This window comes from Allotamlana fucoidanivorans, from assembly GCF_006265225.1.
GTDB lineage: Bacteria > Bacteroidota > Bacteroidia > Flavobacteriales > Flavobacteriaceae > Allotamlana > Allotamlana fucoidanivorans.
Window position 1 is genome coordinate 102,967 of record NZ_VDCS01000012.1, and the last position, 26,993, is coordinate 129,959.

The 26,993-nt window shown below is 35.7% G+C and carries 26 protein-coding genes; 6 read left to right on the top strand and 20 right to left on the bottom strand.

Annotation, left to right across the window (positions count from 1 at the left end; genetic code table 11):
• Positions 1-111 precede the first annotated feature (111 nt).
• The 3 genes from FGF67_RS13105 (at position 112) to FGF67_RS13115 (ending at position 6,618) form a co-directional block, all read left to right on the top strand.
• Positions 112-1,539: an MFS transporter gene (locus FGF67_RS13105; protein WP_139698215.1), complete on the top strand. Its 1,428-nt coding sequence runs from the start codon at positions 112-114 to the stop codon at positions 1,537-1,539.
• 124 nt (positions 1,540-1,663) lie between these two features.
• A complete protein-coding gene (locus FGF67_RS13110) occupies positions 1,664-5,185 on the top strand; it encodes a nitrate reductase (protein WP_139698216.1) in 3,522 nt (1,173 codons plus the stop codon).
• Positions 5,185-6,618, top strand: a complete 1,434-nt coding sequence (locus FGF67_RS13115) for a rubredoxin domain-containing protein (protein ID WP_139698217.1) — start codon at positions 5,185-5,187, stop codon at positions 6,616-6,618. Before FGF67_RS13110 ends, FGF67_RS13115 begins: the two co-directional genes overlap by 1 nt.
• A gap of 43 nt (positions 6,619-6,661) precedes the next feature.
• On the opposite strand, the gene FGF67_RS13120 is transcribed toward FGF67_RS13115, so the two are convergent.
• The 20 genes from FGF67_RS13120 to FGF67_RS13215 form a co-directional block, all read right to left on the bottom strand.
• The gene (locus tag FGF67_RS13120; protein ID WP_139698218.1) at positions 6,662-7,189 is read right to left on the bottom strand and encodes a hypothetical protein; all 528 of its coding nucleotides are present in this window, start codon (positions 7,187-7,189) and stop codon (positions 6,662-6,664) included.
• A gap of 21 nt (positions 7,190-7,210) precedes the next feature.
• Positions 7,211-7,939: a methyltransferase family protein gene (locus FGF67_RS13125; RefSeq protein WP_139698219.1), complete on the bottom strand. Its 729-nt coding sequence runs from the start codon at positions 7,937-7,939 to the stop codon at positions 7,211-7,213.
• 102 nt (positions 7,940-8,041) lie between these two features.
• Complete coding sequence (locus FGF67_RS13130; protein ID WP_139698220.1) at positions 8,042-8,905, bottom strand: helix-turn-helix domain-containing protein; 864 nt, start codon at positions 8,903-8,905, stop codon at positions 8,042-8,044.
• Positions 8,906-8,946: 41 nt separating this feature from the next.
• Positions 8,947-9,954: a GTP 3',8-cyclase MoaA gene (gene moaA, locus FGF67_RS13135; RefSeq protein ID WP_139698221.1), complete on the bottom strand. Its 1,008-nt coding sequence runs from the start codon at positions 9,952-9,954 to the stop codon at positions 8,947-8,949.
• 54 nt (positions 9,955-10,008) lie between these two features.
• Complete coding sequence (gene moaCB / locus FGF67_RS13140) at positions 10,009-10,920, bottom strand: bifunctional molybdenum cofactor biosynthesis protein MoaC/MoaB (protein WP_139698222.1); 912 nt, start codon at positions 10,918-10,920, stop codon at positions 10,009-10,011.
• Between the two features lie 97 nt (positions 10,921-11,017).
• Positions 11,018-11,302: a four helix bundle protein gene (locus FGF67_RS13145; protein ID WP_139698223.1), complete on the bottom strand. Its 285-nt coding sequence runs from the start codon at positions 11,300-11,302 to the stop codon at positions 11,018-11,020.
• A gap of 28 nt (positions 11,303-11,330) precedes the next feature.
• Positions 11,331-11,774: a molybdenum cofactor biosynthesis protein MoaE gene (locus FGF67_RS13150; RefSeq protein WP_139698224.1), complete on the bottom strand. Its 444-nt coding sequence runs from the start codon at positions 11,772-11,774 to the stop codon at positions 11,331-11,333.
• Complete coding sequence (gene moeB / locus FGF67_RS13155; RefSeq protein WP_139698225.1) at positions 11,764-12,861, bottom strand: molybdopterin-synthase adenylyltransferase MoeB; 1,098 nt, start codon at positions 12,859-12,861, stop codon at positions 11,764-11,766. Before moeB ends, FGF67_RS13150 begins: the two co-directional genes overlap by 11 nt.
• Positions 12,862-12,866: 5 nt before the next feature.
• Positions 12,867-13,100 carry a MoaD/ThiS family protein gene (locus FGF67_RS13160; RefSeq protein WP_139698226.1) on the bottom strand — a complete coding sequence of 78 codons (234 nt, stop codon included), beginning with the start codon at positions 13,098-13,100 and terminating at the stop codon, positions 12,867-12,869.
• Positions 13,084-13,668, bottom strand: a complete 585-nt coding sequence (gene mobA / locus FGF67_RS13165; protein WP_139698227.1) for a molybdenum cofactor guanylyltransferase — start codon at positions 13,666-13,668, stop codon at positions 13,084-13,086. The genes FGF67_RS13160 and mobA overlap by 17 nt, the downstream gene beginning before the upstream one ends.
• Positions 13,669-14,409, bottom strand: a complete 741-nt coding sequence (locus FGF67_RS13170) for a sulfite exporter TauE/SafE family protein (RefSeq protein ID WP_139698228.1) — start codon at positions 14,407-14,409, stop codon at positions 13,669-13,671.
• 1 nt (position 14,410) lies between these two features.
• Positions 14,411-14,749 carry a winged helix-turn-helix domain-containing protein gene (locus FGF67_RS13175; RefSeq protein ID WP_139698229.1) on the bottom strand — a complete coding sequence of 113 codons (339 nt, stop codon included), beginning with the start codon at positions 14,747-14,749 and terminating at the stop codon, positions 14,411-14,413.
• A gap of 11 nt (positions 14,750-14,760) precedes the next feature.
• Complete coding sequence (locus FGF67_RS13180) at positions 14,761-15,936, bottom strand: molybdopterin molybdotransferase MoeA (protein ID WP_139698230.1); 1,176 nt, start codon at positions 15,934-15,936, stop codon at positions 14,761-14,763.
• Between the two features lie 160 nt (positions 15,937-16,096).
• Entirely contained in the window at positions 16,097-16,645 is a 549-nt protein-coding gene (locus FGF67_RS13185) for a rhodanese-like domain-containing protein (RefSeq protein WP_139698231.1), read from the bottom strand.
• Between the two features lie 18 nt (positions 16,646-16,663).
• Positions 16,664-17,326: a rhodanese-like domain-containing protein gene (locus FGF67_RS13190; protein WP_139698232.1), complete on the bottom strand. Its 663-nt coding sequence runs from the start codon at positions 17,324-17,326 to the stop codon at positions 16,664-16,666.
• Between the two features lie 12 nt (positions 17,327-17,338).
• Positions 17,339-17,932, bottom strand: coding sequence for a YeeE/YedE thiosulfate transporter family protein (locus FGF67_RS13195; protein WP_139698233.1), 594 nt, complete (start codon positions 17,930-17,932; stop codon positions 17,339-17,341).
• Positions 17,933-17,956: 24 nt separating this feature from the next.
• On the bottom strand, positions 17,957-18,487 hold the full coding sequence (locus FGF67_RS13200; protein ID WP_139698234.1) for a YeeE/YedE thiosulfate transporter family protein: 531 nt from the start codon (positions 18,485-18,487) through the stop codon (positions 17,957-17,959).
• Between the two features lie 11 nt (positions 18,488-18,498).
• Complete coding sequence (gene nrfD / locus FGF67_RS13205; protein ID WP_139698235.1) at positions 18,499-19,458, bottom strand: NrfD/PsrC family molybdoenzyme membrane anchor subunit; 960 nt, start codon at positions 19,456-19,458, stop codon at positions 18,499-18,501.
• Between the two features lie 12 nt (positions 19,459-19,470).
• The gene (locus tag FGF67_RS13210) at positions 19,471-20,004 is read right to left on the bottom strand and encodes a 4Fe-4S dicluster domain-containing protein (RefSeq protein ID WP_139698236.1); all 534 of its coding nucleotides are present in this window, start codon (positions 20,002-20,004) and stop codon (positions 19,471-19,473) included.
• A complete protein-coding gene (locus FGF67_RS13215; protein ID WP_139698237.1) occupies positions 20,001-22,244 on the bottom strand; it encodes a molybdopterin-containing oxidoreductase family protein in 2,244 nt (747 codons plus the stop codon). The genes FGF67_RS13210 and FGF67_RS13215 overlap by 4 nt, the downstream gene beginning before the upstream one ends.
• A gap of 166 nt (positions 22,245-22,410) precedes the next feature.
• Between FGF67_RS13215 and FGF67_RS13220 the strand changes: the two genes are divergently transcribed.
• The 3 genes from FGF67_RS13220 to FGF67_RS13230 all read left to right on the top strand — a co-directional run bounded on the left by FGF67_RS13220 (position 22,411) and on the right by FGF67_RS13230 (position 26,993).
• Entirely contained in the window at positions 22,411-24,297 is a 1,887-nt protein-coding gene (locus FGF67_RS13220; RefSeq protein WP_139698238.1) for a hypothetical protein, read from the top strand.
• Between the two features lie 126 nt (positions 24,298-24,423).
• A complete protein-coding gene (locus FGF67_RS13225) occupies positions 24,424-24,663 on the top strand; it encodes a hypothetical protein (RefSeq protein WP_139698239.1) in 240 nt (79 codons plus the stop codon).
• Between the two features lie 2 nt (positions 24,664-24,665).
• Positions 24,666-26,993: a molybdopterin-dependent oxidoreductase gene (locus FGF67_RS13230; protein ID WP_139698240.1), complete on the top strand. Its 2,328-nt coding sequence runs from the start codon at positions 24,666-24,668 to the stop codon at positions 26,991-26,993.

Here is a 26,993-nt window from a genome sequence, read left to right on the forward strand (position 1 = left end):
AAAATGAGACTTCTAAAATTATCAACCTCACATTTTTTCCTACTTACTTAATTTTTGTAAGCATAAATTAAGTATTAATACGTAGATTTGTACGTATAAAAGTACTTGATTATGAATACTACAGCACAAACTAAGTCTACAACATTAAATTTGTTAAATCTGAAAAACGTTTCAATACGCACCTTTTGGATTACCGCCATTTCCTTTTTTCTTTGCTTTTTTGCATGGTTTGGTATAGTACCATTTATGCCAGATGTGGTTAAAGATTTGGGTTTAACGCCAGACCAGAAATGGAATTCTATTATCCTTGCCGTGTCAGGAACAGTATTTGCCCGGTTACTTATTGGTAAATTATGTGATAAGTATGGGCCAAGATTATGTTACACTTGGTTGCTTATGCTAGGCGCTATTCCTGTAATTTTATGTGGATTGGTGCAAACGCCGTTACAATTTTTAACATGCAGATTGTTTATTGGTTTTATTGGCGCCTCTTTTGTTATAACTCAGGTACACACTTCTTTAATGTTTGCGCCAAATATAGTGGGGACAGCTAATGCTACTTCAGCAGGCTGGGGAAATCTTGGCGGAGGAGCCAATAGATTAGGTATGCCAATTATTGCAGCCGCTGTTGTTGGTTTTGGAGTTGCCGAAGGAGAGGCCTGGAGATACTCTATGGTTATAGCGGGTATAGTTTGTTTTGTTATGGGTATTGTGTATTATTTTTTCACCCAAGATACACCTCAGGGCAATTTTAAAGATTTGAAAGCTTCAGGAATTGAAATAGAAAAGAAGAAAGATCAAGTTGGTTTTGCTACCGTTTTAAAAGATTATAGAACATGGATATTATTTTTAGTATATGCCTCTTGCTTTGGTATTGAATTGACGGTATATGGTACTATGGATGATTATTTACAAAATACATTTCAGCTTGAGCGTGTAACCGCTGGAAATATAGTGTTGTCTTTTGCACTTATGAATATATTTGCCAGAACTTTAGGTGGTTTCTTTGGCGATAAATTTGGAAAATTAAAAGGGTTACGAGGTAGAGTATTGTTCTTATCTGGTATTCTTGCTGTTCAAGGCGCTATGTTGATGACCTTCTCAACAACTACTAGTGTTGTTGTTGGTATCGCATTTTTAATATTATTTAGTTTATCAGTTCAAATGGCTGAGGGAGCTACATTTTCTGTGGTGCCATTTATAAACAAAAAAGCAATTGGATCTGTTTCTGGTATAGTTGGGGCTGGAGGTAATGTAGGGGCATTTTTAGCTGCTATGTTATTAAAATCACAATCGGCTGTAGCCGAAAAAACAGCTATTGCAGCAAATCAGGGTTTAGGTGAAGAAGCCATAAAAGCTGCACAATCTGCAGCTTCAGCTACCGCAGTGTCTAGTGGGTATTTCATAATTGGTGCCATAGTGGTTGTAACTGCGGTAGTTTCTTTAGCTATTCGTTTTTCAAGTGAAGATGAAAGTGTGGCCGCTAATGATGCAAATGTTAGAGCAGAAGACTTAGTGCCAGTAAAAGTAAAAAGCTAAATTTAAACATTGATTTTTATTAAATCTGGAAAATAGAGAATCAATTTTATAGTATTCAGAATAATGAATGAACCATTTGTTTCTCGTTATAATATTGTATTACTTAGTATAAAAGTTTGTCTGAATGATTAAAAGTGAAGTAAAAACAACGTGTTCTTATTGCGGAGTTGGCTGCGGAATTATTGTAAAAAAAGACAATAATAATAAGGTTTTTGTTGAGGGCGATAAAGACCACCCGGTTAACAAAGGGATGTTATGTTCAAAAGGTATGAACTTGCATTATGTGGCTAATGATACTTCAGATAGAATTTTATACCCTGAAATGCGTTGGAGCAGATCACATCCTAGAGAGCGCGTGAGTTGGGATGATGCTTTAGATAGGGCTGCAAGTGTTTTTAAATCGATCATAAAAAAGCATGGGCCAGATAGCGTTGGTTTTTACGTGTCAGGACAAAGTTTAACCGAAGAATACTATATAGCCAACAAGCTAACCAAAGGTTTTATTGGTACTAATAATATTGACACCAATTCCAGACTTTGTATGAGTTCTGCTGTGGTGGGCTATAAAAAAACCTTTGGAGAAGATAGTGTTCCCATTTCATACGCCGATATCGAATTGGCAGACACGTTTTTAATTACTGGAGCAAATCCAGCATGGTGTCATCCTATATTATTCAGAAGGCTTGAAAAACATAAAGAAGAAAACCCTCATGTAAAAATAATAGTTGTAGATCCTAGAAAAACTGATACAGCGAATTTTGCAGATTTGCACTTACAATTACTTCCAGGAACCGATGTTATTTTATACAATGCCATTGGCCGTTGTTTATACAAAAGCGGATTGATTGATGAAGGTTTTATTTCAAAATATACAGATGGTTTTCAAGAGTATAAAAGTTTAATTTTATCTACATCTTTAAAAGAAGCTTCCAAACAATGTGGCGTTTCAGAAGATGATATTAAAAAGGCTGCAAAATATATTGGGCTTTCTAAAGGCTTTATCAGTATGTGGGCCATGGGATTAAATCAAAGTGTGGTGGGTACAGATAAAAATGTATCCTTATTAAACCTTTCATTAATCACAGGTCAAGTAGGTAAACCAGGTTCAGGACCGTTCTCACTTACAGGACAACCCAATGCTATGGGAGGTAGAGAAGTAGGCGGCATGGCTAATTTATTAGCCGTTCACAAAGATTTGATGAATGAAGAACACCGCCGAGAAGTAGCGCAGTTTTGGGGAGTAGGAAAAATAAATCCGAAACCAGGCTTAACAGCAACTGAAATGTTTGATGCCCTTGAAAGTGGAAAACTGAAAGCGGTTTGGATAGCCTGCACCAATCCGTTGGTTAGTTTGCCAAATTCAAACCGTATTGAAAAAGCCATGAAGAATGCCAAGTTTGTAGTGGTTCAGGATATTTCTTATAAATCTGATACGGTGCATTTTGCCGATTTGGTGTTGCCTGCAGCCGCATGGTTAGAGAAAGAAGGTACCATGACAAATTCTGAAAGACGGATTTCATATTTACCAAAAGAGATAGAAGCGCCGGGCGAAGCTAGACCCGATGTAGAAATATTCTGTGATTTTGCAGAGCGCATGGGCTACAGAGGTTTTAATTTTAATAATGCCAGTGAGATTTATGACGAGTATGCTTCTATGACCAAAGGAACTAATATTGACGTGTCTTTTCTCAACTATGACAGACTGAAAAATGAAGGCACTTTTCAATGGCCAGTACCAGAGTACAGACATCAAGGAACAGCCCGATTGTTTGAAGATAAAAAATTCTATACGCCTTCAGGAAAAGCACAGTTCAATGTTCCAAGTAAAACATATAATACATCAGTACAGCCAAATTCTGATTTTCCGTTGATATTAACCACTGGTCGTGTTAGAGACCAATGGCATACTATGACAAAAACCGGTAAAGTATCACGATTAAAAACCCATTACCCTAAGCCCGTTTTAGAAATAAACCCTATTGATGCTTATTTATATAAGATTGAAGACGGTGATATTGTAGAGATTAAAGGAGAAAATGGAGTAGTACGCGTGCGTGCTAATGTTACAGAAAATATAAAAAAAGGCGTTGTGTTTTTGCCTATGCACTGGGGAAAACAATTGCAAAGTAATTTAAACAGAGCCAATAACTTAACAAATACGCATGTAGATCCAACTTCTAAAGAACCCGATTTTAAGTTTACCAGAGTTTCAGTATCAAAATACAAAAAGAAAGTTGAAAAAATCATTATTGTAGGTGCTGGTGCTGCGGCATTTAGGTTTGTTCAAAATTACAGGGAATACAATCAGGCTGATGAAATTCATGTGTTTTCTAAAGAACCCAATCTTTTTTACAATAGGGTGTTACTTCCTGAATATGTAACCGAAGAATTAACTTGGGAACAATTATTAAAGATTAAAGAGAAAGAACTGGGTAAGTTAAATATTCATCTGCATCCAGAAACATCCATATCAAAGATTGATAAGGTTAGTAAAGTAGTAACTGATACTAATAATGAAAATCACAGTTTTGATAAATTGATATTGGCAACAGGCAGTAGAGCGTTTATTCCTAGTGATGTTCAAATTGATTTACCAGGACGCTTTACCATGCGTAATAAAAAAGATGCAGACGATTTCAAGGCGTATTTAGATGCTACAGGTTTGCCTCCAGAAGAGCAACATGTAGTTATTGTTGGAGGTGGTTTATTGGGCTTAGAATTAGCTGCTGCTATGAAGCACAAAAATGCTAAGATCACCATTGTTCAAAGAGCTTCACGCTTAATGGAGCGTCAGTTAGATAAGATATCGAGTAAGTTGCTAGCCTTAGATGTTCAAGAACGTGGTATTCAAATTTATTTTGATAATGAGGTAAGTACCGTATTTGACGATGATGAAACAGGTGAATTAAACATCACACTAAAAAGTGGAAAATTCATCACGGCCAACGCTATTGTTTATGCTATTGGAACCATTCCCAATGTTGAAATAGCCAGAGAGAATGGTATTTCTTGCAGAAGAGGGGTTGTTGTAAATCAGCATTTACAATCATCACATCCAGATATTTTTGCCATTGGAGAAATAGCAGAGTTTAACAATCAACTCTTCGGAATTACATCGGCAGCTGAAGAACAAGCTAATATACTGGCCAATTTTATTGCTGGAGATATTAGTGTAGCTTATAATGGTTCTGTTTTAATGAACATACTTAAGTTCAATGATTTAAGTTTGTGTAGTATAGGGGATATTAATGTGCCAGAGCATGATGATAGCTATGAAGAAATTATCTTTACAGATATCAAAAAGCGTTATTATAAAAAATGCATTGTAAAAGATGATTTATTGCTAGGAGCTGTTTTAATGGGTGATAAAAATGAATTTGCCGAATTTAAAACCATGATTGAGAGCAAGATTGAAATGGCTGACAAAAGAGATAAATTACTTAGAGGCGCATCAAATGACACGCCAGTTTTAGGTAAGTTGGTATGTTCGTGTAGTCAAGTTGGAGAAGGCAATATTCAAGATGCTATAGCAAAAGGTTGCACAGATTTTACAGAACTTTGTAATAAAACAGGAGCAGGCTTAGGTTGTGGTAGTTGTAAAACAGAAGTGAGAGAAATTCTTCATAATTCAAAAGTATTAGCGTAATGGTAGAGCCATATAGATTAATGATTAACGGCGGTGTATTATCACCAGGAGAATTGAAATATATTTGTGAAGCTGCTGAACATTTAGGTTTAGACTCTATTTCTTTTGGATCAAGACAAGATATTATTTTTCCAGAGGAAATAGATGAAAGTAAATTTTCCCAGTTTGATAAAATTAGTTTTGTAAAGCCTAAACAAGATGGTGTTGAAAATATTTCATCCTCATACGTTTCTGCTGAAATTTTAGCAAGTACCTCATGGCTTACAAGTGACAAATATTTATATGTTTTAGAGCAGTTTAAACATCATCCTAAACTTCGAATTAATGTTACAGACCCCAAGCAGCGTTTGGTACCGTTATTTACAGGTAATGTTAATTTTATAGCTTCAGAGCATGAAGATTACTGGTATTTGTATGTAAGACTTCCCGGTTGGGATAAAACCAAAATGTATCCAGCGTTAATTTACAGCTGGGACATGAATAAAATAGAAAAGGCTATTGAAAACATTCTTATTGAAGAACCCGAAACTATTGAAATGGTTTTTGATTTGGTGAGTGATGCTATCGATACCAATAACAGAACGGTAGACAAGCCTTTAGAAGTGCCATTTTATCCTTTTCCTTATTACGAAGGTATGAACAGAATTGGAACTGATAGGTATTGGTTAGGCCTGTATTGGAGAAATAATCGTTATGATATTCCCTTTTTAAAGGCCATGTGTGAGTTGTGTTCAGAAAATAAAATAGGAAAAATTTCCATTACACCATGGAAATCGTTTATCGTGAAAGGAATTCCTTTAAAATCAAAGTTACAGTGGGAGAAACTGCTTGGTAAGTTTGGTATTAATGTGCGTCATTCTATGTTAGAAATGAACTGGCATGTTCCTGTAAATGATAAAGATGCATTAAGTTTAAAAAAATACTTGGTAACAAACTTTGATCAAAACGATATTAGTACGTATGGCTTAACTTTTGGTATAACCAGTTATGATAGCGATACCTATAATTTTACGTCTATAGTTATAGAAAAAAACAGACAGCCTGAGTTAAAAGGAGGTTTTAAAGTGAGAGATACCTATAATTTGCTTTACGCTAAAAACTTTGATCCTAATACCCGAAAATATATCATGCATGTTCAAGATGTTGATAAGGTGGAATTACCTGGGTTGTTAATGGAACTTAGTCAGTTATACTTTGAACAATTAGGTACAGAGCGAGAAGAGGAAGAAGTACAACTGGTAGAAAAAGAAGCATTTGAGGAGGAAGTGTACCAATGTTCAGACTGCTTAACCGTGTATAATGAAAATTACGGAGATATTACTCAAAATATTCCTCCTAATACACCTTTTGAAGAGTTGCCAGAAACGTATGAATGTTCGCTTTGCGAAGCACCTAAAGGCAATTTTAAAAAAAAGGTTTTGGTAAAACAATAAAAAATAGCTGTGTGTGAACACAGCCATTTTTATAAAGGTGAATTTATAAGTTAAAGCTTATCGTCTTTTTTAAATCGCCCTTTGTTACCACTGCTGTAAAGCATTTGGCAGATGGTTGGTGCTTATTGTAGCGTACGGTATACAAGGTACTTTTAATGTTCCATAGTGGATATGCTTGAGAAATCAATTTTCTGATAGGAAGTGGTGTACTGATATTTTTATATACTTCTTTTGAAGCAATTAGAATCCCTTCGTTATTATAAGTCACTAAGGCTATACCGTTGCTGTTTTTAAAACGAATATCGTAAGTTGCCTCTTCTGAATTATCAAAGACGTGCGTTGTTCTTATATTGAAATCAATAATCTTATTTTGAAGCTGCTTTACTGGTTTTGAAGAATTAACACTAGCTATACTATAAAAATAATGATTTGAGTGATGCGCTGTTGTGCGCTTTGCTTTTGTTTTGAGTAAATCAATGTGCTCAGAGGTACTAACATGGGCAATGGCATGATTTTGTGCATTTGTAATCCATACTGTTGCAAAGCATAGGGTTATGAGTATGTGTTTCATGACTAATATATTTTAAGTTATTTATTTTGTAAAAGGTATAAGCATACCAGTTTTAGATTGATAGTCTGTATATGTTTGTCCAAATTCCTCTTTTAAGTCGCGTTCCTCAAATAAAGTTCCAATAATGAAATAAGCGGTGAGGCTTAATGCGAAAATAAGATGTGTTACGGTCATGGTTGGTGTGGCCCACAAGCCAATGATACCACCAAAATATAACGGGTGACGTACGTGCTTATAAAAAGAAACCACTTTAAATTGTAATTTGGTATAAGGTTTATTGATGAGCTCAAGATAGGTTTGTCTAAGACCAAACAAATCAAAATGATTGATTAAAAAAGTACTTATAAATAAGATAATCCACCCAGCGAAGAATAATACATAAGCAATATAATATAAGGTTTGATCTTTTTCAAAACTCCATATACTGCCACCCATAGGTTCCCATTGAAATACTAAAAGCATTAATAATACACCAGAAATAAGTACATAGGTACTTCGTTCTATAGGTTTCGGGAAATATTTAGCAAATAGGGTTTTAAATGATTGCCTTGCCATAATACTATGCTGAAGTCCAAATAGAGATACAAGAGCCATGTTTTTTATCAAGGCATAAAACAACGGTTTAGTTGGTGTTTGGTCAATGGAGATTTCAGGAACTAAGTGACTTACAGAAAGAATCCATAAGAGTAAAGAGGCAAAGCCTATTAAGTAAGCAACAATGGAATACAAAAACATAAATACTTTTTTCATGACATATTGGTTTTAAGTTATATGTCAAAAGTATTTCTAAACGCTTGGCTAAGATTTTCTTAAAAGTTCAAAAAGTTTGTTTTAAAGTTCAACGCTATAAAACTAGTTCATGCTTTTTCTAAATTGATAAGGAGGTGCACCATATTTCTGCTTAAAACTCTTATTAAAATGAGACGTATTTTTAAAGCCACTTTCATAACAGATATCGTTGATGTTTAACTTAGGGTTTTGTAATAAGGTTTTAGCATATTCTAATCGTTTTTCTGCAAGCCATTTGCCAGGAGTTTCATTAAAAAGTGCTTTAAAATCTCTTTTGAAAGAGGAGAGACTTCGTCCGGATAGTCGGGCAAATTCATCCAGTTGTAAGTCGTTATGAAAATGCTTTATCATCACCTCATACATATTGGCTTTGTCAATATTTTTTAAGGAATGAAAGTAAGTAACCAAATCTTTATTTAAAGGGTTGAGTGCAATATTAAAAAGAAGTTCATTAAACTTTATTTCTACCAATTCCTTTGGAATGTCCCCACCCATATTGAAGTAATTAAAAACACTTAAAAACAAAGTGTTTAAAGAATCTGTAACATCAATAGGAAAAACTTGGGAGTTTTCGTTGCTGATAGAAGGTTTTTTAATAAGGTTTTCGTTGCTCGAAATAAATTTTCGGATAAAATCTTCGGTTATAAAAAATACTATGGTGCAGTAATCTTCTTCAAAATATTGTTTTGTATTATATACACCTTTTCTTAAAAAAAGCGCATCACCAGAATGTAGAGGATATGTTTTATTCACAGAAGTCCAGTCCTTTTTACCACTAATAACATAAGTTATAAAAGGGATGTCTGTCCAAAGTTTAAATTGCTCAACGTCAATAGGGCATTTATATTCAACAAACATATAGTCATTTCCTATAAGTTTATTGTACTTAGGATTGTCCTTAAAAAAATCAAATACATTAAGCGTCATGGTCAACTTTTCTAAATCTAAATGTAATAAAAACCATGAATTTAACCCCCAATCGTCGTCATATTTCTGTTTTGGGTATGAAATTTTGGTTCCTGAAGTTTCTTTAAAGTATTCATGCCGCCTCTCATCTTCTGCTTGGCAAGCACCGCTTTTTGAATAATAGGTTCAATAGATTTTCCTGCTCTAAGTGTGGTTAACAAATCAGATTCAGTAGAGGAGAATAGGCAGTTTTTTAATTGCCCGTTCGCGGTAAGCCGTAATCTGTTGCATGAATCACAAAACGGATTGGTTACCGAGCTAATAATGGCAAAACTTCCTTGGTAATCTTTTATTTTGTAGTTCTTAGCCGTATCGTTAGGAGCATCTTTTAAACGTTCTATTTGATCTTGAGTAAAGGCTGTATTTACTTGATTCATAACATCAGCATAAGAAACCATTTTGCTCATATCCCATTTGTTGCCATCAAACGGCATAAACTCTATAAAGCGCATAGAAATAGGTAAGTCTTTCGTCAATTTAATAAAATCGATAATCTCATTGTCGTTAAAATCCTTAATAAGTACCGCATTTACTTTTACTTTAAAACCTTCTTTAACTAGTAATAAAATGTTGTTATACACTTTTTGAAACTCTTGTCTTCTGGTAATATGCTTAAATTTCTCCTTATCTAAAGAATCTAAGCTTACATTGATTTTTTTAACCCTATGAGTTTTTAAAATATCAATAAACTTATCAATAATTACGGCGTTTGAGGTAATAGAAAGCTCTACAGGGAGTGTGGCTAATTTTTCTAAAATTACGGGAATGTCTTTTCTGATAAGAGGTTCACCTCCAGTAAGTCTAATTTTGGTAACACCATGTTGAACAAAGGTTTTGGCTATACTATAGATTTCTTCATAGGTCATTAAATGGCTTTTAGGAGAAAGCTGTACCCCTTCGGTAGGCATGCAATAGGTACAGCGTAAATTGCACCTTTCTGTAAGCGATATGCGCAGATACGTATGCTGTCTGTCAAACCTGTCTTTTAATATGTTTAAATTTTTCTTCATTTTATTTTTCAACTAAAACCAATAACCAATAACTAATAACCATTAACCAAATTATCAATCGTGTCTAGCTCCTTTTAAAATTCTAAAACTATGTAAAACTCCAGGGAATATAGCATCCATAGACTCTTTGGCACCATTAGTAGAACCTGGTAGAGCAAGTATTAAGGTGTCTGCAATGGTTCCAGCAACGCTTCTTGATAACATTGAAAATGGCGTGCGTTCTTGGCCGTAGTTTCTAATGGCTTCTTCAATACCAGGAATACGTCGTTCTAAAATAGGCAACAGGGCTTCGGGGGTTACATCTCTACACGAAAGGCCTGTGCCCCCTGTATAGATAACCATGTCAATACCTTGTTCTTGATAAGACCTAGCCTTTTGTTGAATGACATGGGCTTCATCAGGAATGATGACATATTCTGCAATAGTCACATCGCATGATTCCAGTTTGTTAATTATCGCTTTCCCTGCTTTGTCTTCTTTGTGACCTGCCGAAATAGTATCGCTGCAAACCACAACTGCGGCGTTCAAATCTTTTCTAAACTTATCTCTAAAATCAGATTTACCGCCTTTTTTATTGAGTAATTTAATATCGTGTATTTCAATGCCTTTATCAATGGGCTTTAACATGTCGTACATATTTAGTGCAACCACACTAGCGCCATGCATAGCTTCAACTTCAACCCCTGTTTTGTAGATAGTTTTCACCGTGAATAGAATCTTGATGTTCAAACCATCAAATTCATAGGAAACGCTGGTATATTCAATAGGTAGGGGGTGACAATCGGGTAAAATATCAGGCGTACGTTTTACTCCCAATAATCCTGCCGCCTTACTCATAGCTAATACATTTCCTTTTGGAACGGTGTCAGTTTCAATAGCCTTTATTGTATCAGGTTTGCTTACTTTAACAATAGCCTGTGCTACGGCCGTTCTTAATGTTGTTACTTTATGTGTGATATCTACCATTTTGTGAAATTGAATATTTGTAATATAAAATTGATTATTTTGTACTTGCAGTTTTTCTAGAAGCCATAAAGATTGCCGTCAATTCTTTGGATTCTTTTCATAAAAATTCTAAGTTTTTATTTTGAATTAAATTTTCATCTAATGCAAATTCTAGCCAAAAATTTGATTCATCTATTTCTTCAATGACAATACTGATTTTTGATACAAAACTAGCTTTAGATTGTGCTATAAAAGTTGCTCTATAATTGGTAGCAACCGAAGTTGAAGATCTAATAAGCTGTCCTTTTATATGATTGGCTAAGTACGTATTTGGTAATAACCCCGTAATTTTAACACAATTGTTAGCAAATATTTTAGTTCTACTTTTTAATTGTTCTTTCATAAAAAAATCAATTATCAATAGTCAATTATCAATTATTAACCTTCCATTGGTGAGAGGCGTCTTCAAAAATTTCTTTCCCAAAAACAGGCGCATCAGCTTTTATAGCTTCTACAATAAACTCTAAAGCTTCAAACACTGCTTTTCGTCTTGGAGAGGATACAAATACAAACAAACATATTTCTCCAGCTTTAACAACTCCTAAACTATGGTATATATGCATGCAAGTTAAATCGAATTTCTCAAAGGCCGCTTCTCTAATATTATGAAAAGTTTGGTTGGCCATATCTTCATAAGCGGTATATTCAATTGCGGCTACTTTTTTGCCATCAATATCATCTGATCTAACTTGCCCAAGAAAAATGTTATGAGCGCCAATACTGGTTTTGGTTTGATGTTTATAAATTGAGTTTCCTATAAAGTCTGAACTTATCGGTCCTTCTATAAAAACATTTTTTGGTTTTTTAATTGTCATGATGAAGTGTTTTTTGTGTTTCTTTAATGTAAATGTTAAGTGCGTTGGCGCCTTCTTTTAAACTAAAAACATTGTTAATATTGTGCTGTATTAAAATATTAAGTGCTTTTTGACTTCGAATACCTGATTGGCAAAACAGGATTTTCTTTTTGTTTGGTTCAATGCTTTTTAGTCCATTTTGAAATTGACTTAACGGTAGCTGTGTTACGGGTAATCCTAATACCTTTGGTTGCTCATGATGCTCACGGACATCTATAAATTGGATGTTTTCATCAAAATCAATATCAGCTATGGCAATCGTTTTGTCGTTTGAAGGACAACTTATATTTATCGTTTTATTTTGAAACTGATATCCTGCAGTTAAAACCATTTGAATAGCTGTTTCATTTCTACGAATCTTTAAAGTTGAGGTTTTGGCAGTTAGAGCATTATAGTAGAGTATGCGGCCTGATAATACAGAGCCTAAATCTAATATGATTTTAAGCACTTCATTAGCTTGCATGTTTCCTATTATGCCAGGTAGCACCCCAATTACTCCCATGTCAGCGCAGTTAGGTACAGCATCCTTTTTTGGAGGCGACGGAAAAACACAACGATAACTTGGTCCGTTTTTATAATTAAATACAGAGACTTGTCCTTCAAATTTATATATAGCACCAAATACCAAAGGTTTATTAGTCAAAATACAAGCATCGTTTACTAAATAACGTGTTTCAAAATTATCAGATCCATCTATTATAATATCATACTTTTGAAATAACTTGATTGCATTTTGGTGTGTTAATGCTTCAGGGTAAGTTTTGATAGAAACCTCAGAATTTAAATCTTGAAGCCGTTCTTTTGCAGCAATAGCTTTGTTTTTACCTAAAACAGACGCACCAAAAAGTACTTGGCGTTGTAAATTAGATAGTTCTACCGCATCAAAATCAATAATGCCAATAGTACCCACGCCAGCGGCCGTAAGGTACTGTAATACAGGGCAACCAAGACCTCCCGCTCCAACAACCAAAACTTTAGCTTGATTAATTTTGTCTTGTCCTTGTTCACCAATTTCTGGTAATATAATATGTCGGCTATATCTTGTCATAATTATTAACCTCCTGAAAATGGTGGAAGTAAAGCGATTTCGGCACCTGAAAGTTTGGTTTCAGTAGCTACTAGCTCTTGATTTTGAGCTATTTGAAAATCTTTGTTTTTTAGTTCTTTATACTTTTGGTTTAAAGCATCGAGTAACTCAGAAATATGACTGGCTGATGTTTCTATCTGTTCCTCGTTCTTTTGAGTAACCTCGGCTATTTGACCAAAATATTTAATCGTTATAAGCATGTTTTATCTGTGTTAATTCGTCTTTAGTATTCACATTCATGGTAGTAATCTGTTCATTTTTAGTTAAAACGATATTTTTCACTTTACAAGTATTTACGGCTACACGCAAACGCCGTTCCCCACTTTTTAATAATCTTGAAAATGGAGTCAGGCAAGATTTTTTGTAAAGCGCAATGAGCGGCATAGATTTACCTTGACTTTCTATTTGAATAATATCTGCATCATCTTCTACGCTATGGATAAGCTTTTCTAAAATAGTAGATGTGATAAGCGGAATATCACAACTAAGTATCAGGTTGTAGTCCGTTTTTGAAGCCTCAAGCCCAGAGCAAATACCTGCTACAGGACCTGCATTTTTAACTAAATCGGTAACTCTTTTATAGCCAAACGTATCATATTCAGGAATGTCAGAGACTATGAAAATTTCAGAAACTAATGGTTTTAAGGCATCTAGGCTATATTGTACAAATGCCTTTTCCTTTAACATGAGTCGGCCTTTATCGGTTCCCATTCTTGAACTTTTTCCTCCAGATAAAACGATACCAGTTATGTCTTTTCTTTGAATCATTTAAGTAAAAAATAGTTTAATAGAAGCTATTATTAATACAAAAGCTAAAATGTGTCTTAAGCGTTTATTGTTCATTTTTTTACTGCCATAATAACCTCCAAGAATTCCGCCAATAAGAGCAATGGCAACTAATAAAAAGGATTCTTTTTCTAAAGTTATACCTGTGCTTAGTTGTCCTATGAGTCCAGCAGCGGAGTTAACCCAAATAAATAAGGCAGACACGGCAGCGGCTTCTTTCATTTTGCCCCAATGTAAAAGCAAAATTACCGGACTTAAAATGATGCCCCCACCAATACCAATGAGCCCCGAAAAAAAACCTATAAGCCCGCCAACCAAAAGGCCTTGCCATAATGTTACTTTCTTTATGTGGGTACTTTCTTTACCAAACACATTAAGCATTTTAAGTATAGCGAAGATGAGTAACACGGCAAGTATTTTTTTATATATGGAGGCATCTACTTCTATGGTCCCCCCTAAAAAGGCCAGAGGGATAGAGGCTATTGCAAAAGCTAGAAATAACTTTTTATTGAAAAAACCTTCCTTATAGTAATAATAAAAGGATATACCTGCAACAAAGAGATTGAGTAAAAGGGCAGTAGGTTTCATGTTTTCTGGAGCAAATGAAAATAAAGCCATTAGAGCTAAATAACCACTTGCGCCACCATGCCCCACACTAGAATATAAAAACGATACAACGGGTAATATCGCTAAAAAAATGTATATGTTTTCCGTTTTTAGCATATTAAATTCGTTCTATTTTTTCAATCTGTTTATCTAAAAAAGCCCAACAGTTTTTATTAATTTCATCAAAAGCGGCTACGAGTGACTTGCCGTAATCAGTAAGTTCGGTACCACCACCATCTTTTCCGCCAACACTATTTATGGTGACTGGTTTTTTTGCTGATTTGTTTACAGAATCAAGTAATTGCCAAGCTTTTTTGTATGAAATGTTTAAGGATTTAGCTGCCTTTGAAAGCGAGCCTGTCTCTTGAATGGCTTTTAATAAATGAACTCGCCCTTCTCCAAGAAGTACATTATTATTGGTTTCAATCCATATTCTACTTTTAATTTTATACTTCATGCTAATCTGTTTTAAGGGAGTAAAATAACATCTACCAGGTCTTTTATTTCAATCGTTTCAATTTCGGCTGGCACTAATACTAAGGCATTAGCAAGGGCAAACGTTTGAAGCATGGAAGAGTTTTGTCCGTCTAAAATGTCAACACAATCACCATCAAAAATACCTTTTAAAAATTGTGGCCGATCGCCTCGTTTTATAAAGTTTGAAGCAGATATGGCTTTTGTTTTAGGTAATTCGGTTTGATGATGATGCATCATCTTTTGTAACGTGATATATACGTAAATGTAAAAACAAGAAAGAGCTGCAGCAGGATTTCCGGGAAGCGCAAAAACATGTGTATGATGTTTTTTTCCATAGAAAAGTGGTTTGCCTGGTTTTTGTTTTACTTTATAAAATAGCTCTTTAACCTGTAATTCGTTTAGTGCTTTGCCAACAAAATCATAATCACCAACAGAAATGCCTCCTGTAATAAGTACCAAATCATTGGTGTTAATAACGGTATTTAGTTGCGCTACTGTTTTTTTGTAATCGTCTTCGACTTTAAAAATGGTAACATCATAATATTTTAGTTGATATAAGGCACTCAATAGCATTTTTGAGTTACTCTCATAAATCTTTCCATAATCTAAATGCTGTCCTGGTTCAATCAATTCATTTCCAGTGGTAACAATAGCAATGGTAGGTTTTTTGTAAACCATCACCGTAGAAATGCCTAAAGACGTTAAAAAGCCAATGGCTGCTGGTGTTAGTTTTGTGTCTTTTTTAAGCGCAACTGTACCCGCTTTTACCTGTTCGCCTAGTGGACGAATATTATGTTCTAAATCTAGTTGGTGATCAATTGTAATTTTGGTACCTGCATTAATAACTTTTTCTTGCATCATAACCGCATTGGCGGTTTCAGGAACAGGGGCGCCTGTAAAGATTCTAACAGCATCGCCTTTCTGTAAAACAGGTTGATGGGTATCACCGGCTTTTACTTCACCTATAAGCTGATAGGATAAATTATCATGTAGGTTTAAAGCATAACCATCCATAGCCGATTGCCTAAACGGAGGCATATTTATAGGAGATATAACGTCTTCGGCTAACTTATAACCACCTGCCTTTTCAATAGGTTTGATGGTGGTTTTCAATAATGGTTTGCCGTGCTGTTTTACAATAGAAATGGCCTCTGAAATAGAAATCATAGATTAATCGTTATGTTTTAGCAAATATAACGGTTTTTGTCTGGAATCTAATCAAAAGATATACAGTTTTTTTAGTAGGCTATCTTTTTTAAGTTGCTTTAATTTTTCATTTATTTAACAACCACCTTCTGCAACCTACTTTTTTTCTTTTGTACAGTAATTACTTTTTTGGTGTTTTTAATGAAGAAGTAACATTTGTATTTGACTGCGCAATAAACGCATTAATGTTTTGATGGGCTGCTTCAATAGAAACTTCGGTAGTGATTAATTTATTTTGGTGGTAAGTAATTTCAATAGGAAGTAATTTAATAGTATTGAAGCCTAATTGATAAAGTATTAAAAACGGGATGTTTACTTGCTCTGGATTTTCAGCATATAAAATGAGGGTTTTATTTGATGCGTCAATGCGTTTTAAAATTTCCTGATTTTCTTCCGATAAGATATCTGGAGCACTCATGTTTATGGCATTATTTAAATGGCCTTTATTATACTCGTACTCACTTCTTGTATCAAGTAGCACAATGTTGCTATTTTGAATGTCATTTAAACTGGCAAAATAATTTGTTTTTGTTACAGCTTGTAATGTGCTTTTGGTATTTAGTGTGAAGGTGTTTTTTGGTCGTTCATATGTTAAGAATCCAATAAGCAGGACTAAAATGAATAATGTTGAAGCAATTGAGATGCGTTTAGTTTTTTCTAGTTCTTTCATGATACTTATATTTTCTTTTTAACAGCCACCTTCGGCAACACGTTTCTTTTTCTTTTGTACCGTAATGATTTTTTTTGGTGTTGGTTTAGGTACGGTAAGATTATTATCGATGTCTTGGTCTGGGTAGGTAACGCCAAAATACATACTGGCTGCTTTTCGGGTTTTGTAACGTTCAAAATCTTCCAAAGGCTGGTCTTCTGAAGGGATACTTGGGTTTATAATGGTAGTAAACCATGTATTTAGTCCGCCTTGTAGTACACGTAAATTTTTAAACCCTAACCGATCACATAGCAACCAAGCTTGATCGGCATGAAAATTATCATTAGAGAAAAATACAACATCAAATTGATCCTGATTTATATACTCAAGATGCGCATCTTTAAACAACTCTGGAAGCGGAATATTGATAGCATTGGGCAGTGAATAGGTTTGATAACTTTTTTCATCCCTAACATCTACTAAAATAAAGGAAGGATCTCCATTGATGATTTTATGCGAAATCTGGTCGGTTGATATGTAGCGCTCGTTACTAATGGCATGGCTAAGCAAGGTTTCAGAAGTAATACCTTCTTGTTTTTGATGCTTTGGAAGTAACAATAATCCGCCAGCTAGTATGATTAACACAGTAGCCATGAGCATATACCGAAACGATAAAATTTTTGCAATATTCTTTTTATTCATCTTGGTTTGAGTTTATTCGTAAAACACTTTTTTTACTCGCTTTCTTATAATATCTGCAATGACGAAAGAAACTACGGCAATAATGGCAAATATGAATATAATCCAATATGGATTCCATCCAAATGAATCAATGAGGGTAATGTTGCCTAAAAAATAGCCGTCATAAATGGGCTCAAACAGCGGAAACAATTCAGAGAATAAAAACACGCCAATCATAATACCAAATACGTAAACCCAGGCGTCTAGTTTTCCTATGGCTACAGCACATAAACTTGTTCCGGGGCAAAAGCCTCCAGCTACAAATCCAACACCCATTATTACACCACCAATAATAGCGCCCCATAAATAGGTGGGGTGTATGTATAGTTGTGTGATATCTAGATACCCCAAATAGTCCATATAATAAATACCGATAACCGATACGGCTGCGGCTGTGAAAAACACTTTTAGTACAGCAAAGTCATAGCCGTAAAATACGCCCGCTAACTTTCTTGATGAAGAAAATCCTGAAGACTCTAGGACAAAGCCAAAGGCTATGCCAATAATAATGGCTATAATACTATCCCATTCAAAAGGAATAAAGCCGTTAGGAAGTAATGGTCCCATAATTGTATATGTTTAAGTATGTTGTTAAATCCAATTTTTTCTAAAAAAATATGCGGTGGCAAATGCAGAACCAAAAATGGCTAACATGGTTATAAATCCGCCAGATGATAGCACGGCCATACCACTTAAAGCCGCACCACTTGTACATCCTCTGGCAATTTGTGCTCCAAGCCCGAATAATACACCTCCTAATAGTGCAAAAACAAGTCGCCTTTTGCTTGATATTTTTGGAGAGTGCTGTATGCGCCATCTAATTCTACCGCTTAAACTCCCCGATATAAAAGCCCCAATTATAACCCCTAAAGCTTCAAATACCAGCCAGGTATTCATTGGGGTATCATCATCTTTAAGAAACTGACTGTAATAGGTGTTGTTTTCAGCATGGGTTGGCGCTACTTGATCAACTATTGTAACAACAGTACTTTTTACGGCACCACTAGCACCCAGGCCACGTCCTGTTAAATAGAATGTAAAAATGATGATAATGCCTAGAAGAAAACCTCCAAAGTAGGGATTCCAATAGATGTGTGAATTATTTTGTTTTTTTGTTTTCATTATGTGTTGGTTTAATAGAGATATCGAGTGAGTTGTCCAGCTTCTACCATTATAAATCTAAAAAGGAGTCCGCCAATAATAACTAAAACGGCGGGCACTACTACGGGAACTTTGAAACCGAATAATTCAATGGTTTCTAAGGTAGCAGGAACAAGTAAGCCTAATAGAATGACAAACCCAAAGAACATGAGGGTAAACTCGCCACCAACTAAAAGTTCCATAGCTTCCAGCTGAACCTGAGAACCAGCATAATACCCCATAATCATATGAATGATAAGTGCCATTTCTATAACAATTAAGGCTAAATCTATTTTACTAAATACACGGCGCTCATTTCTGCTTTTTGATAGCAAAATGATTGCTGCGGCTCCTGTTGATAAACCTGAAGTTAAAAATAATGGTCCCAGAATAGCATTGTTCCAAAGCGGGCGCGCATTAAAGGCAGATAGTAAAATACCTGTATATACTCCTAGTATAATAGATAAAGGAATTAATGCATAGGCTATATATTTTCTGTTAGAAATAATAAAATGCTCTGTGCGGGCTAGAAACTTTAATTTTTTAAATAGTTTAAGTTTCGATTCAGTTTTAGGGTATGATTCTCTGTAAAAACTAAATGCCCATAAAAAGGATAACGGTGTTGTTATGAGAAGTACCCATGCCCCCCAAGACATGGGGGACTCTATTCTGAAGGTTGTATAGAGTTGCCAAGTATATAGCGGATGGGTTAAATCGTAAACTAACGCCATTATACCTATTGATAATGCAATAGGAGGAACAATAGATGCTGTTTTTACAGCAGTGGGATATTCTTTTTCTTTTCCTAGAAGGTAAAAAAGAGCTGCAAAAAACAAGATACCTGCCGCAAGGCCTCCTAAAAATAAATATAAGGAAATAGGCCAATGCCATATTTGTAAAGAAGGGTCTATATTTGGAATGTTTCTTCCACTTGTAAATAATTCTTCTTGCATAATGTAGATTCTTTAAGTTAGGTAAAATACATGTGGTTTGGTTCCTGCTTCGGGCGCTAATGTTTTATAGGTTCTGTTTTTCAATAGTTGAGAAACATCACTATTAGGATCATCTAAATCACCAAAATACATGCATTTGGTTGGACAAACCGAAACGCAGGCGGGTAGTTGTCCTTTTTTTAATCGGTGATAACAAAACGTGCATTTATCAACATAACCATCGGGGTGTTGGTATCGTGCATCATAAGGACAAGATTCTATACAAGCGCCGCAACCTATACATTTGTCTGGCGTCACTAATACAATCCCGCCTTCTGCAATATGGCTAGCTCCGGTAGGGCAACATCTTACACATGGTGCATTGTCACAATGGTTACAGCGTTCAGATCTTAATTCTAATTCTAAATTGGGGTAAGAGCCACTAACGGCTTCTGTAATCCAATCACGACAATAGCCATGTGGTATGTTATTTTCAGTTTGACAAGCAACCACACAATCACTGCATCCCACGCATTTTAGTGTGTCTATTACCATGGCGTATCTCATATCTCTTTAGTTTTATGTGGATTTTCTTTTAAAATAGAAACAAAATTTCCTCTAAGTCCTGTGCCGCCCATTAGGGGGTCTATTACGGTGCTTGAAATTAAATCTGTGTCACTCATGCCTTTACCAAAGGCTCTGGATAGTTTTTTGTTATTGTGACCAAAACCATGGTACATATAAACGGAATCCCAACGGATGCGTTCGGTTATTCTAACTTTAATGGAGAAAGTAGAAATAATATCGTCTTGATTTTTAAGCCAGACTTCTTGATCTTTTTTCAAGTTTAAAATGCGTGCCACTTTAGGGTTTACCCAAAGCGTGTTTTCGCTTTTTAAATTGTTTAAATACGGGTTGTTAATAGTTCTGCTAAAGGTGTGCATAGGAGAACGGCCGTAATTTAGTCTGTAAAACCCCTGTGGGGGTTCTGGGTGCGGTACATAAACAGGAATGGGGTCAAACCCATAGTTGGCAAGTTCTTTAGAGTATAATTCTATTTTGCCACTTGGCGTATTAAACTCATAATCTTGTTCGACTTCTAAATATAACGGACCAGATTGCCGTGGAAAGTTCTTTACGCCAATCTTTTTCATTTCTTCAAGCGAAGTACCTAATTTGTTTAATTGCCAAGCGATAACTTCTTCAAAATCATCATAATTAAAATAGGCACCTAAGCCTAATCTTTCGGCTATCTGTTTGCTTATCCACCAGGCAGGTTTTGAATTATATTTAGGTTTTACGGCAGGAATCCTAACGGCTATTGAAGGCGTTCTGTTTGGTGCAGAGCGGATACCGTCGTACCGTTCTAAATAGGTGCATTCTGGTAATACTACATCAGCATATCCTGTTATTTCCATCGGCATGGTATCTACAACCACTAAGAAGTCGAGTTTGTTTATGGCTTCAATGGTTTTTTCTCTCTGCGGAAGGGTGTTGATTAAATTGGTTCCCGCAACCATCCAGGCTTTGATGGGGTATTTACTTTTATCTGCCTGTAACGTGGCATCAACAATAGCTGTAGTTAATCCCATTTCAGCATAAGGGTATTGGGTGCCTAAATCATGCCATCCCCATTTTGGTTCAGGGTAATGAGGGTGTGGGTATTTAGGAATACTTATTTTTTCTTTGAAATAAAAACCGCCTCTATTGCCCCAAGAGCCGAGTAAACCATTTAGAATAGCAACGGCTCTAGAGCGTTGTGAATCGTCACCATACCACACCACATGTCTGCCTGGGTGTATAATAACAGACGGCGCTGCGGCGGCCATAATACGGGCTGTTTTTCGTATGTCTTCAGGTTTTATGGTGGTGATGCCATAGGCCCATTCTGGGGTATAAGGTTTAACGTGTTTTTTAAGTTCCTCAAAACCTGTAGCATATTTTTCAACATAATTTTTATTGTAAAGGTCTTCTTCAATTAAAACGTGCATCCAAGATAGTAGTAAGGCAATATCGGTGGCAGGTTTTATAGGTAGCCAGTGTTTTGACTTACTTGCTGCCGTTGAATATCTAGGGTCTACAGTGATTAGGGTGGCATCATTATCAATAGCATCAGACATTTCTTGAACCTGAGAATTATGCATGTTTTCACCAAGGTGAGAGCCAATTAAAACCAAACATTTAGTGTCCCTAATGTCCGTGGGTTCTGGCGAACCTATCCATGAACCAAAGGTTAATCCAAACCCTGTTTCTCGCGGCCCTCTGCATTGTGCGTAGGCGGGTTCTGCAATAGTATCAGAACCATAAGCTTTAAAAAGATGTTCTAAATGACTACCAGGAGATCCGTGTTTTAGCAATGCGAATGCTTCAGAGCCATAGTTGGCTTTTATGTCTTTAAATTTTGAAGCAATGAGGTTTAAAGCTTCATCCCAACTGGCTTCTCTATAAGTTTCTTCCCCGTTTATGGTAGTTCTTATTAAAGGTGTTTTAAGGCGGTCTTCATCACTATACATACCAATGCCTCCAGTGCCTCTTGGGCAAAGTCTGCCGTTGCAATGGGAATCTTGCTCATTTCCAATGATTTTTTTTATGTCATTATGTTCATCTTTATAAATCCATGCGGCACATTTCCAAAAACAGACTTCACAATAAGTGGCCGATCGTGATAGTCTTTTTGCAACCGTTTCTTTTACGGCTTTATCTAAAATGGGATTGGACTCAAACATGTTTAGTGCGGCCGATGTTGTTGCCAGTCCTCCTAAACCTAAAGCCGAAATTTTAATAAATTTTCGTCTGGACGTAACCATAATTTCGTTAGTTTTTCTGATACAAATATATTGGTTGATTTGTTTTGATTTTATGATAAATGTCACATAATCAGATGTTTATGTGTAACATTTGTTACATAAGCTTTAATATTTGGGGTTAGTTTTAACCCATTAAATTATTGTACATTTGAGTAATTACTTGAAAATGAATCATAAGACTTTTAGGGTTGGGGTTTTTGTTATAGCTATCATCATTTTTGGTGTACTTTTTCTTTTTAGGAATTTTAATTTTTTTCATTTCAGCCCATCTGAAGGTCATGACTATTCAAATATTGAACACAATCAAAAGGAATCATGTTTAGCCTGTCACCAAAACACTAAGGGGTATTCAGCGTATCATAATCCCAAAAATATTGGGTGTGCAAGTTGTCATTTAGGCAATGCTAGGTCCATGGATAAAGAGGCATCACATGATGGTATGGTATTGATTCCTGGAAATTTAAGTGATGCCGAAAAAACCTGTGGAACCTGTCATCAAAGTGAATTATATAAAATAGAAAACTCGCTCATGACTACGAATAGTGGAATTGTTGCGGTTGACAAATTTGTCTTTGGTGAGTCCAATAATTTAGATGCTCATTACCATATTAAAGATTTGAAATTTTCAGCTGCCGATAAGCATTTAAGAGATTTGTGTGCCAATTGTCATTTGGGTGCTCAAAAATCAGAATTTGGTGAAATCAATCAGTTGAGTAGAGGAGGTGGGTGTAATGCCTGCCATTTAAATTACTCAAAAGAAGCGAAGCTGGGGCTTGACACGTATTTAAGTTCAAATAAAACCGTATTGCCCACCTATCATCCTGCAACAGATATTCATGTGAATGATACACATTGTTTTGGTTGCCATAGTAGGTCTAGTAGAATTTCTACGAACTACATGGGATTACAAGAAACGTTACTGGAAGCAGATGCGGTTGTGAATAATAGTGACTATCAGGTTTTAAAAGATCATCGGGTCTATTTAAAATTGGAAGAAGATGTACATCATACAAAAGGGTTGTTGTGTATTGATTGTCATTCTTCTCATGAGGTTATGGGAAATGGAAAACTCTATGCTCATGAAGAACAGGCCGTGACTTTGCAATGCAGTGATTGCCATTTTCAAGAAAAGCCCAAAACAACCTCTTATGATGATCTCGATGCAGAAAGTAGCTTGGTATTTTTACATAGGCATTATACCCATACAGATGCCCCTATTCTTGTGGCTGAAAAGGATGGCCATCCTTTGGTTAATACTTTTGTAGATGCGTTAGGACATGCTTATTTAATAGGCAAAAAAGATGGCACCCTACATGAAATAAAACCCCAATCAGAGGTTTGCGCTAGAGACGTTGCACATAAAAATGTAAGCTGTAGCGCCTGTCATTCATCTTGGACTTCGCGTTGTATTGGCTGTCATAATCAATTTGATGCGGATGAGCAACATGCTTTTGATTTGTTAAGTAAAAAATATACAAAAGGACAATGGAAAGAATATGTTGCTGAATTTTCATCAGACTTACCTGCGTTGGGTGTAAGAGAAGATTCAGATAACCATAGTATAGAACCCGCAGTTCCTGGTATGATTTTAACTATCGATAAAGGAAGTTATACGGGTATGCCTGAAAAAGAGGTATCGTTTCATAGATTATACGCACCCAATGCACCGCATACTACAACAATATCGGTTCGTAACTGTGAGTCTTGTCATGTTAACTCTGCTGCTTTGGGGTATGGTAAAGGTGACTTACAGTATGTGATGAATGAGACCTATGGAACATGGGAGTTTACAGCTGAGTATGCGCTTAATTCAAATGATAGTTTGCCTGAAGATGCCTGGATTCCATTCATGAAAGCCCAGAATAGTAAGAAGCCAAATTCAACAAGATCGGATTTTAGACCTTTTAACCTTGAAGAACAAAAAAACATACTACGTGTGGGTGCGTGTTTACAGTGTCACGATTACAATTCTAAGGTAATGAAACAAAGCTTAAGAGTAGGGTTAAGTAGCATGATTAATAAGGTAAGCAGTTCTTGTGTGTTGCCTAAATAAGTTGTTCGTTTATTTAGAATAATTATAAATATCTGTGTTTTAATATAGAACATGATAAATGTCAGTTTCTTTATTTTTAATTAAGATAAATTTGTCTTAAATTTAACGAACACTAAAACTAAACTAATGCCAATTAAAAGCTATTTAGCGCACCCTCATGACGGTAAAAAAGAGGAGTTGGTTCAGGCTCTATCCAGTCTAAAGAATTGTGAGGTTATCCCAGCAGAAAATAAGGACTTGCTTATTGTGGTAACAGACACCAATGACAAATTAGAAGACGAAAATTTAAAAGAAAAAATAGAAACCATTAAAAGTTTAAAATTGCTTGCAATGGTTTCAGGATTTGATACACCTAAAAGTAATTAAGTATGTATACCTCGTTAACAAACAGACGTAGTTTTATAAAGAAAATGGCTATTATGTCTGCAATGACAGCTGCAGCCACTATGTTTCCAGGCATTTTATTTGCTGAAGAACAGGAGAAGAATCTTCCAAAAGGAGGTAATTTAGATTGGAAAAAAGCACCTTGTAGATTTTGTGGTGTTGGTTGTGGGGTTTTAGTTGGCATTGACAATGGTAAGGCTGTTGCAGTAAAAGGTGATCCTAAATCTCCTGTAAATAAAGGTTTGTGTTGTGTGAAAGGATATCACTCGGTGATGTCTATTTACGGAAAAGATAGATTGACGAAACCTTTGGTTAAAAAGAACGGACAGTATGTAGAAACCTCTATGAAGGAAGCATTAGATTTAATTGCTTCCAAAATGAAAGAAACCATTAGTGAGCATGGTAAAGATGCGGTGTCTATTTATGGGTCAGGACAATGGACCATTCCCGATGGTTATGTGGCTTCAAAACTATTTAAAGGGTGTATAGGTACCAATAATGTTGAAGCTAATGCCCGTTTGTGTATGGCAAGTGCCGTAACAGGGTTTTTAACCTCATTTGGTTTAGATGAACCAATGGGGTGTTATGAAGATATAGATAATGCTGATGTTTTTGTGCTTTGGGGAAATAATATGGCTGAGATGCACCCTGTTTTATTTTCCAGACTTTTAGATCAGAGACTTAAACGGGGTGTAAAAATTATTGATTTTGCAACACGTACTACCCGAACCAGTATGGCAGCAGATAAATCTATAATCTTTCAACCGCAAACCGATTTGGCAGTAGCTAATGCCATTTGTTATGAAATTATAAATAACGGCTGGGTAAACAAATCGTTTGTTGAAAAACACTGTAGCTTCAGTAAAGGGCTTACGGATATGGGATACGGGCTAGAGGATAAATACAGTTTTAATGATAAACCTGAGTCTATTGATTTTGAGGCTTATAAGACCTTTTTGCAAGATTACACTCCAGAAAAGGTAGAGAAGATTTCTGGCGTTTCTGCAAAAGATATTAAGTATTTGGCTTCTTTTTATGGCGATCCCAATAAGAAAGTGATGTCACTTTGGTGTATGGGAATGAACCAACACACACGTGGTACTTGGATAAATAATTTGGTTTATAACATTCACTTATTAACCGGAAAAATATCTACTCCTGGTAATAGTCCGTTTTCATTAACAGGCCAGCCTAGTGCCTGTGGAACGGTAAGAGAAGTTGGTACTTTAACCCATAAATTGCCTCATGGCGTAGTAACCAATGAAGAGCATAGAAAATTTGCAGCCGAAATTTGGGATGTACCAGTTGAAAACATTGACCCTAAACCATCTTATCATACGGTAGAAATGTTTAGAGCCTTAGACAGAGGCGATATTAAATTTATGTGGATTCAAGTAACCAATCCTATGGTAACCATGCCAAAATTAAAACGTTACCGAGATGCTTGTGAAAAAGAAGGACGCTTTATTGTGGTTTCTGATATTTACCCTACACCAACCACAGATATTGCCGATGTTATTTTACCATCAGCGATGTGGATTGAGCGTGAAGGTATGTATGGTAATTCAGAACGCAGAACACAATACTTTGAGAAAATGATTGAGCCTTCTGGGGAAGCTATGAGTGATACTTGGCAAATTGTTGAGGTGGCTAAGCGTTTAGGGTACGAAAAACAATTTTATTACAACGAAGCAACACATATAGAAGAAATATATAATGAATATAGAAGGCATCATGAAGGTAAAAAGCATGCCATGGCGCCTTTAGAAGTCTTAAAGTCACAGCCTGGAGCGCAATGGCCTTATGTAGATGGAAAATCAACAAAATGGCGTTTCAATTCAGAGTATGACCCTGCTTGTAGTAACGGCGAAAAGTTTCATTTTTACGGAAAACCAGATGGTAAGGCCGTGATTTGGCAACGACCCTATGAACCAGCGCCAGAAGTGCCTGATAGTGATTATCCATTTTGGTTATGTACAGGGCGTGTAGTTGAACACTGGCATACTGGCTCCATGACAAGACGTATTCCTGTGCTACATAAAGCCATGCCGCATGCCTATGTAGAGTTAAACCCAGAGCAGGCCAAGGACATGCAAATAAGAACAGGAGATAAGGTGAAATTAACTACCAGACGCGGAGAGATTGTACTTCCAGCTTCAGTAAATGAAAGAGGGGTGCCTGAAAGAAACCAAGTGTTTGTGCCCTTCTTTGATGAAAACATGCTGATTAATGATGTTACTTTAGATGCGTTTTGTCCGATTTCTAAACAACCAGATTATAAAAAATGTGCTGTTAAAGTAGAAAAGGTTTAA

Coding starts and splice junctions, on each gene's coding strand:
- FGF67_RS13105 (WP_139698215.1), top strand. CDS start 112: ATGAATACTACAGCACAAACTAAGTCTACAACATTAAATTTGTTAAAT.
- FGF67_RS13125 (WP_139698219.1), bottom strand. CDS start 7,939: ATGAAAAAAGTATTTATGTTTTTGTATTCCATTGTTGCTTACTTAATA.
- FGF67_RS13170 (WP_139698228.1), bottom strand. CDS start 14,409: ATGCTAAAAACGGAAAACATATACATTTTTTTAGCGATATTACCCGTT.
- FGF67_RS13225 (WP_139698239.1), top strand. CDS start 24,424: ATGCCAATTAAAAGCTATTTAGCGCACCCTCATGACGGTAAAAAAGAG.
- FGF67_RS13175 (WP_139698229.1), bottom strand. CDS start 14,749: ATGAAGTATAAAATTAAAAGTAGAATATGGATTGAAACCAATAATAAT.
- moeB (WP_139698225.1), bottom strand. CDS start 12,861: ATGACAAGATATAGCCGACATATTATATTACCAGAAATTGGTGAACAA.
- FGF67_RS13190 (WP_139698232.1), bottom strand. CDS start 17,326: ATGAATAAAAAGAATATTGCAAAAATTTTATCGTTTCGGTATATGCTC.
- FGF67_RS13110 (WP_139698216.1), top strand. CDS start 1,664: ATGATTAAAAGTGAAGTAAAAACAACGTGTTCTTATTGCGGAGTTGGC.
- moaCB (WP_139698222.1), bottom strand. CDS start 10,920: ATGGTAGATATCACACATAAAGTAACAACATTAAGAACGGCCGTAGCA.
- FGF67_RS13230 (WP_139698240.1), top strand. CDS start 24,666: ATGTATACCTCGTTAACAAACAGACGTAGTTTTATAAAGAAAATGGCT.
- FGF67_RS13200 (WP_139698234.1), bottom strand. CDS start 18,487: ATGAAAACAAAAAAACAAAATAATTCACACATCTATTGGAATCCCTAC.
- FGF67_RS13195 (WP_139698233.1), bottom strand. CDS start 17,932: ATGGGACCATTACTTCCTAACGGCTTTATTCCTTTTGAATGGGATAGT.
- FGF67_RS13120 (WP_139698218.1), bottom strand. CDS start 7,189: ATGAAACACATACTCATAACCCTATGCTTTGCAACAGTATGGATTACA.
- FGF67_RS13150 (WP_139698224.1), bottom strand. CDS start 11,774: ATGACAATTAAAAAACCAAAAAATGTTTTTATAGAAGGACCGATAAGT.
- FGF67_RS13215 (WP_139698237.1), bottom strand. CDS start 22,244: ATGGTTACGTCCAGACGAAAATTTATTAAAATTTCGGCTTTAGGTTTA.
- FGF67_RS13130 (WP_139698220.1), bottom strand. CDS start 8,905: ATGACGCTTAATGTATTTGATTTTTTTAAGGACAATCCTAAGTACAAT.
- mobA (WP_139698227.1), bottom strand. CDS start 13,668: ATGATTCAAAGAAAAGACATAACTGGTATCGTTTTATCTGGAGGAAAA.
- FGF67_RS13210 (WP_139698236.1), bottom strand. CDS start 20,004: ATGAGATACGCCATGGTAATAGACACACTAAAATGCGTGGGATGCAGT.
- FGF67_RS13160 (WP_139698226.1), bottom strand. CDS start 13,100: ATGCTTATAACGATTAAATATTTTGGTCAAATAGCCGAGGTTACTCAA.
- FGF67_RS13185 (WP_139698231.1), bottom strand. CDS start 16,645: ATGAAAGAACTAGAAAAAACTAAACGCATCTCAATTGCTTCAACATTA.
- nrfD (WP_139698235.1), bottom strand. CDS start 19,458: ATGCAAGAAGAATTATTTACAAGTGGAAGAAACATTCCAAATATAGAC.
- FGF67_RS13220 (WP_139698238.1), top strand. CDS start 22,411: ATGAATCATAAGACTTTTAGGGTTGGGGTTTTTGTTATAGCTATCATC.
- FGF67_RS13180 (WP_139698230.1), bottom strand. CDS start 15,936: ATGATTTCTATTTCAGAGGCCATTTCTATTGTAAAACAGCACGGCAAA.
- moaA (WP_139698221.1), bottom strand. CDS start 9,954: ATGAAGAAAAATTTAAACATATTAAAAGACAGGTTTGACAGACAGCAT.
- FGF67_RS13145 (WP_139698223.1), bottom strand. CDS start 11,302: ATGAAAGAACAATTAAAAAGTAGAACTAAAATATTTGCTAACAATTGT.
- FGF67_RS13115 (WP_139698217.1), top strand. CDS start 5,185: ATGGTAGAGCCATATAGATTAATGATTAACGGCGGTGTATTATCACCA.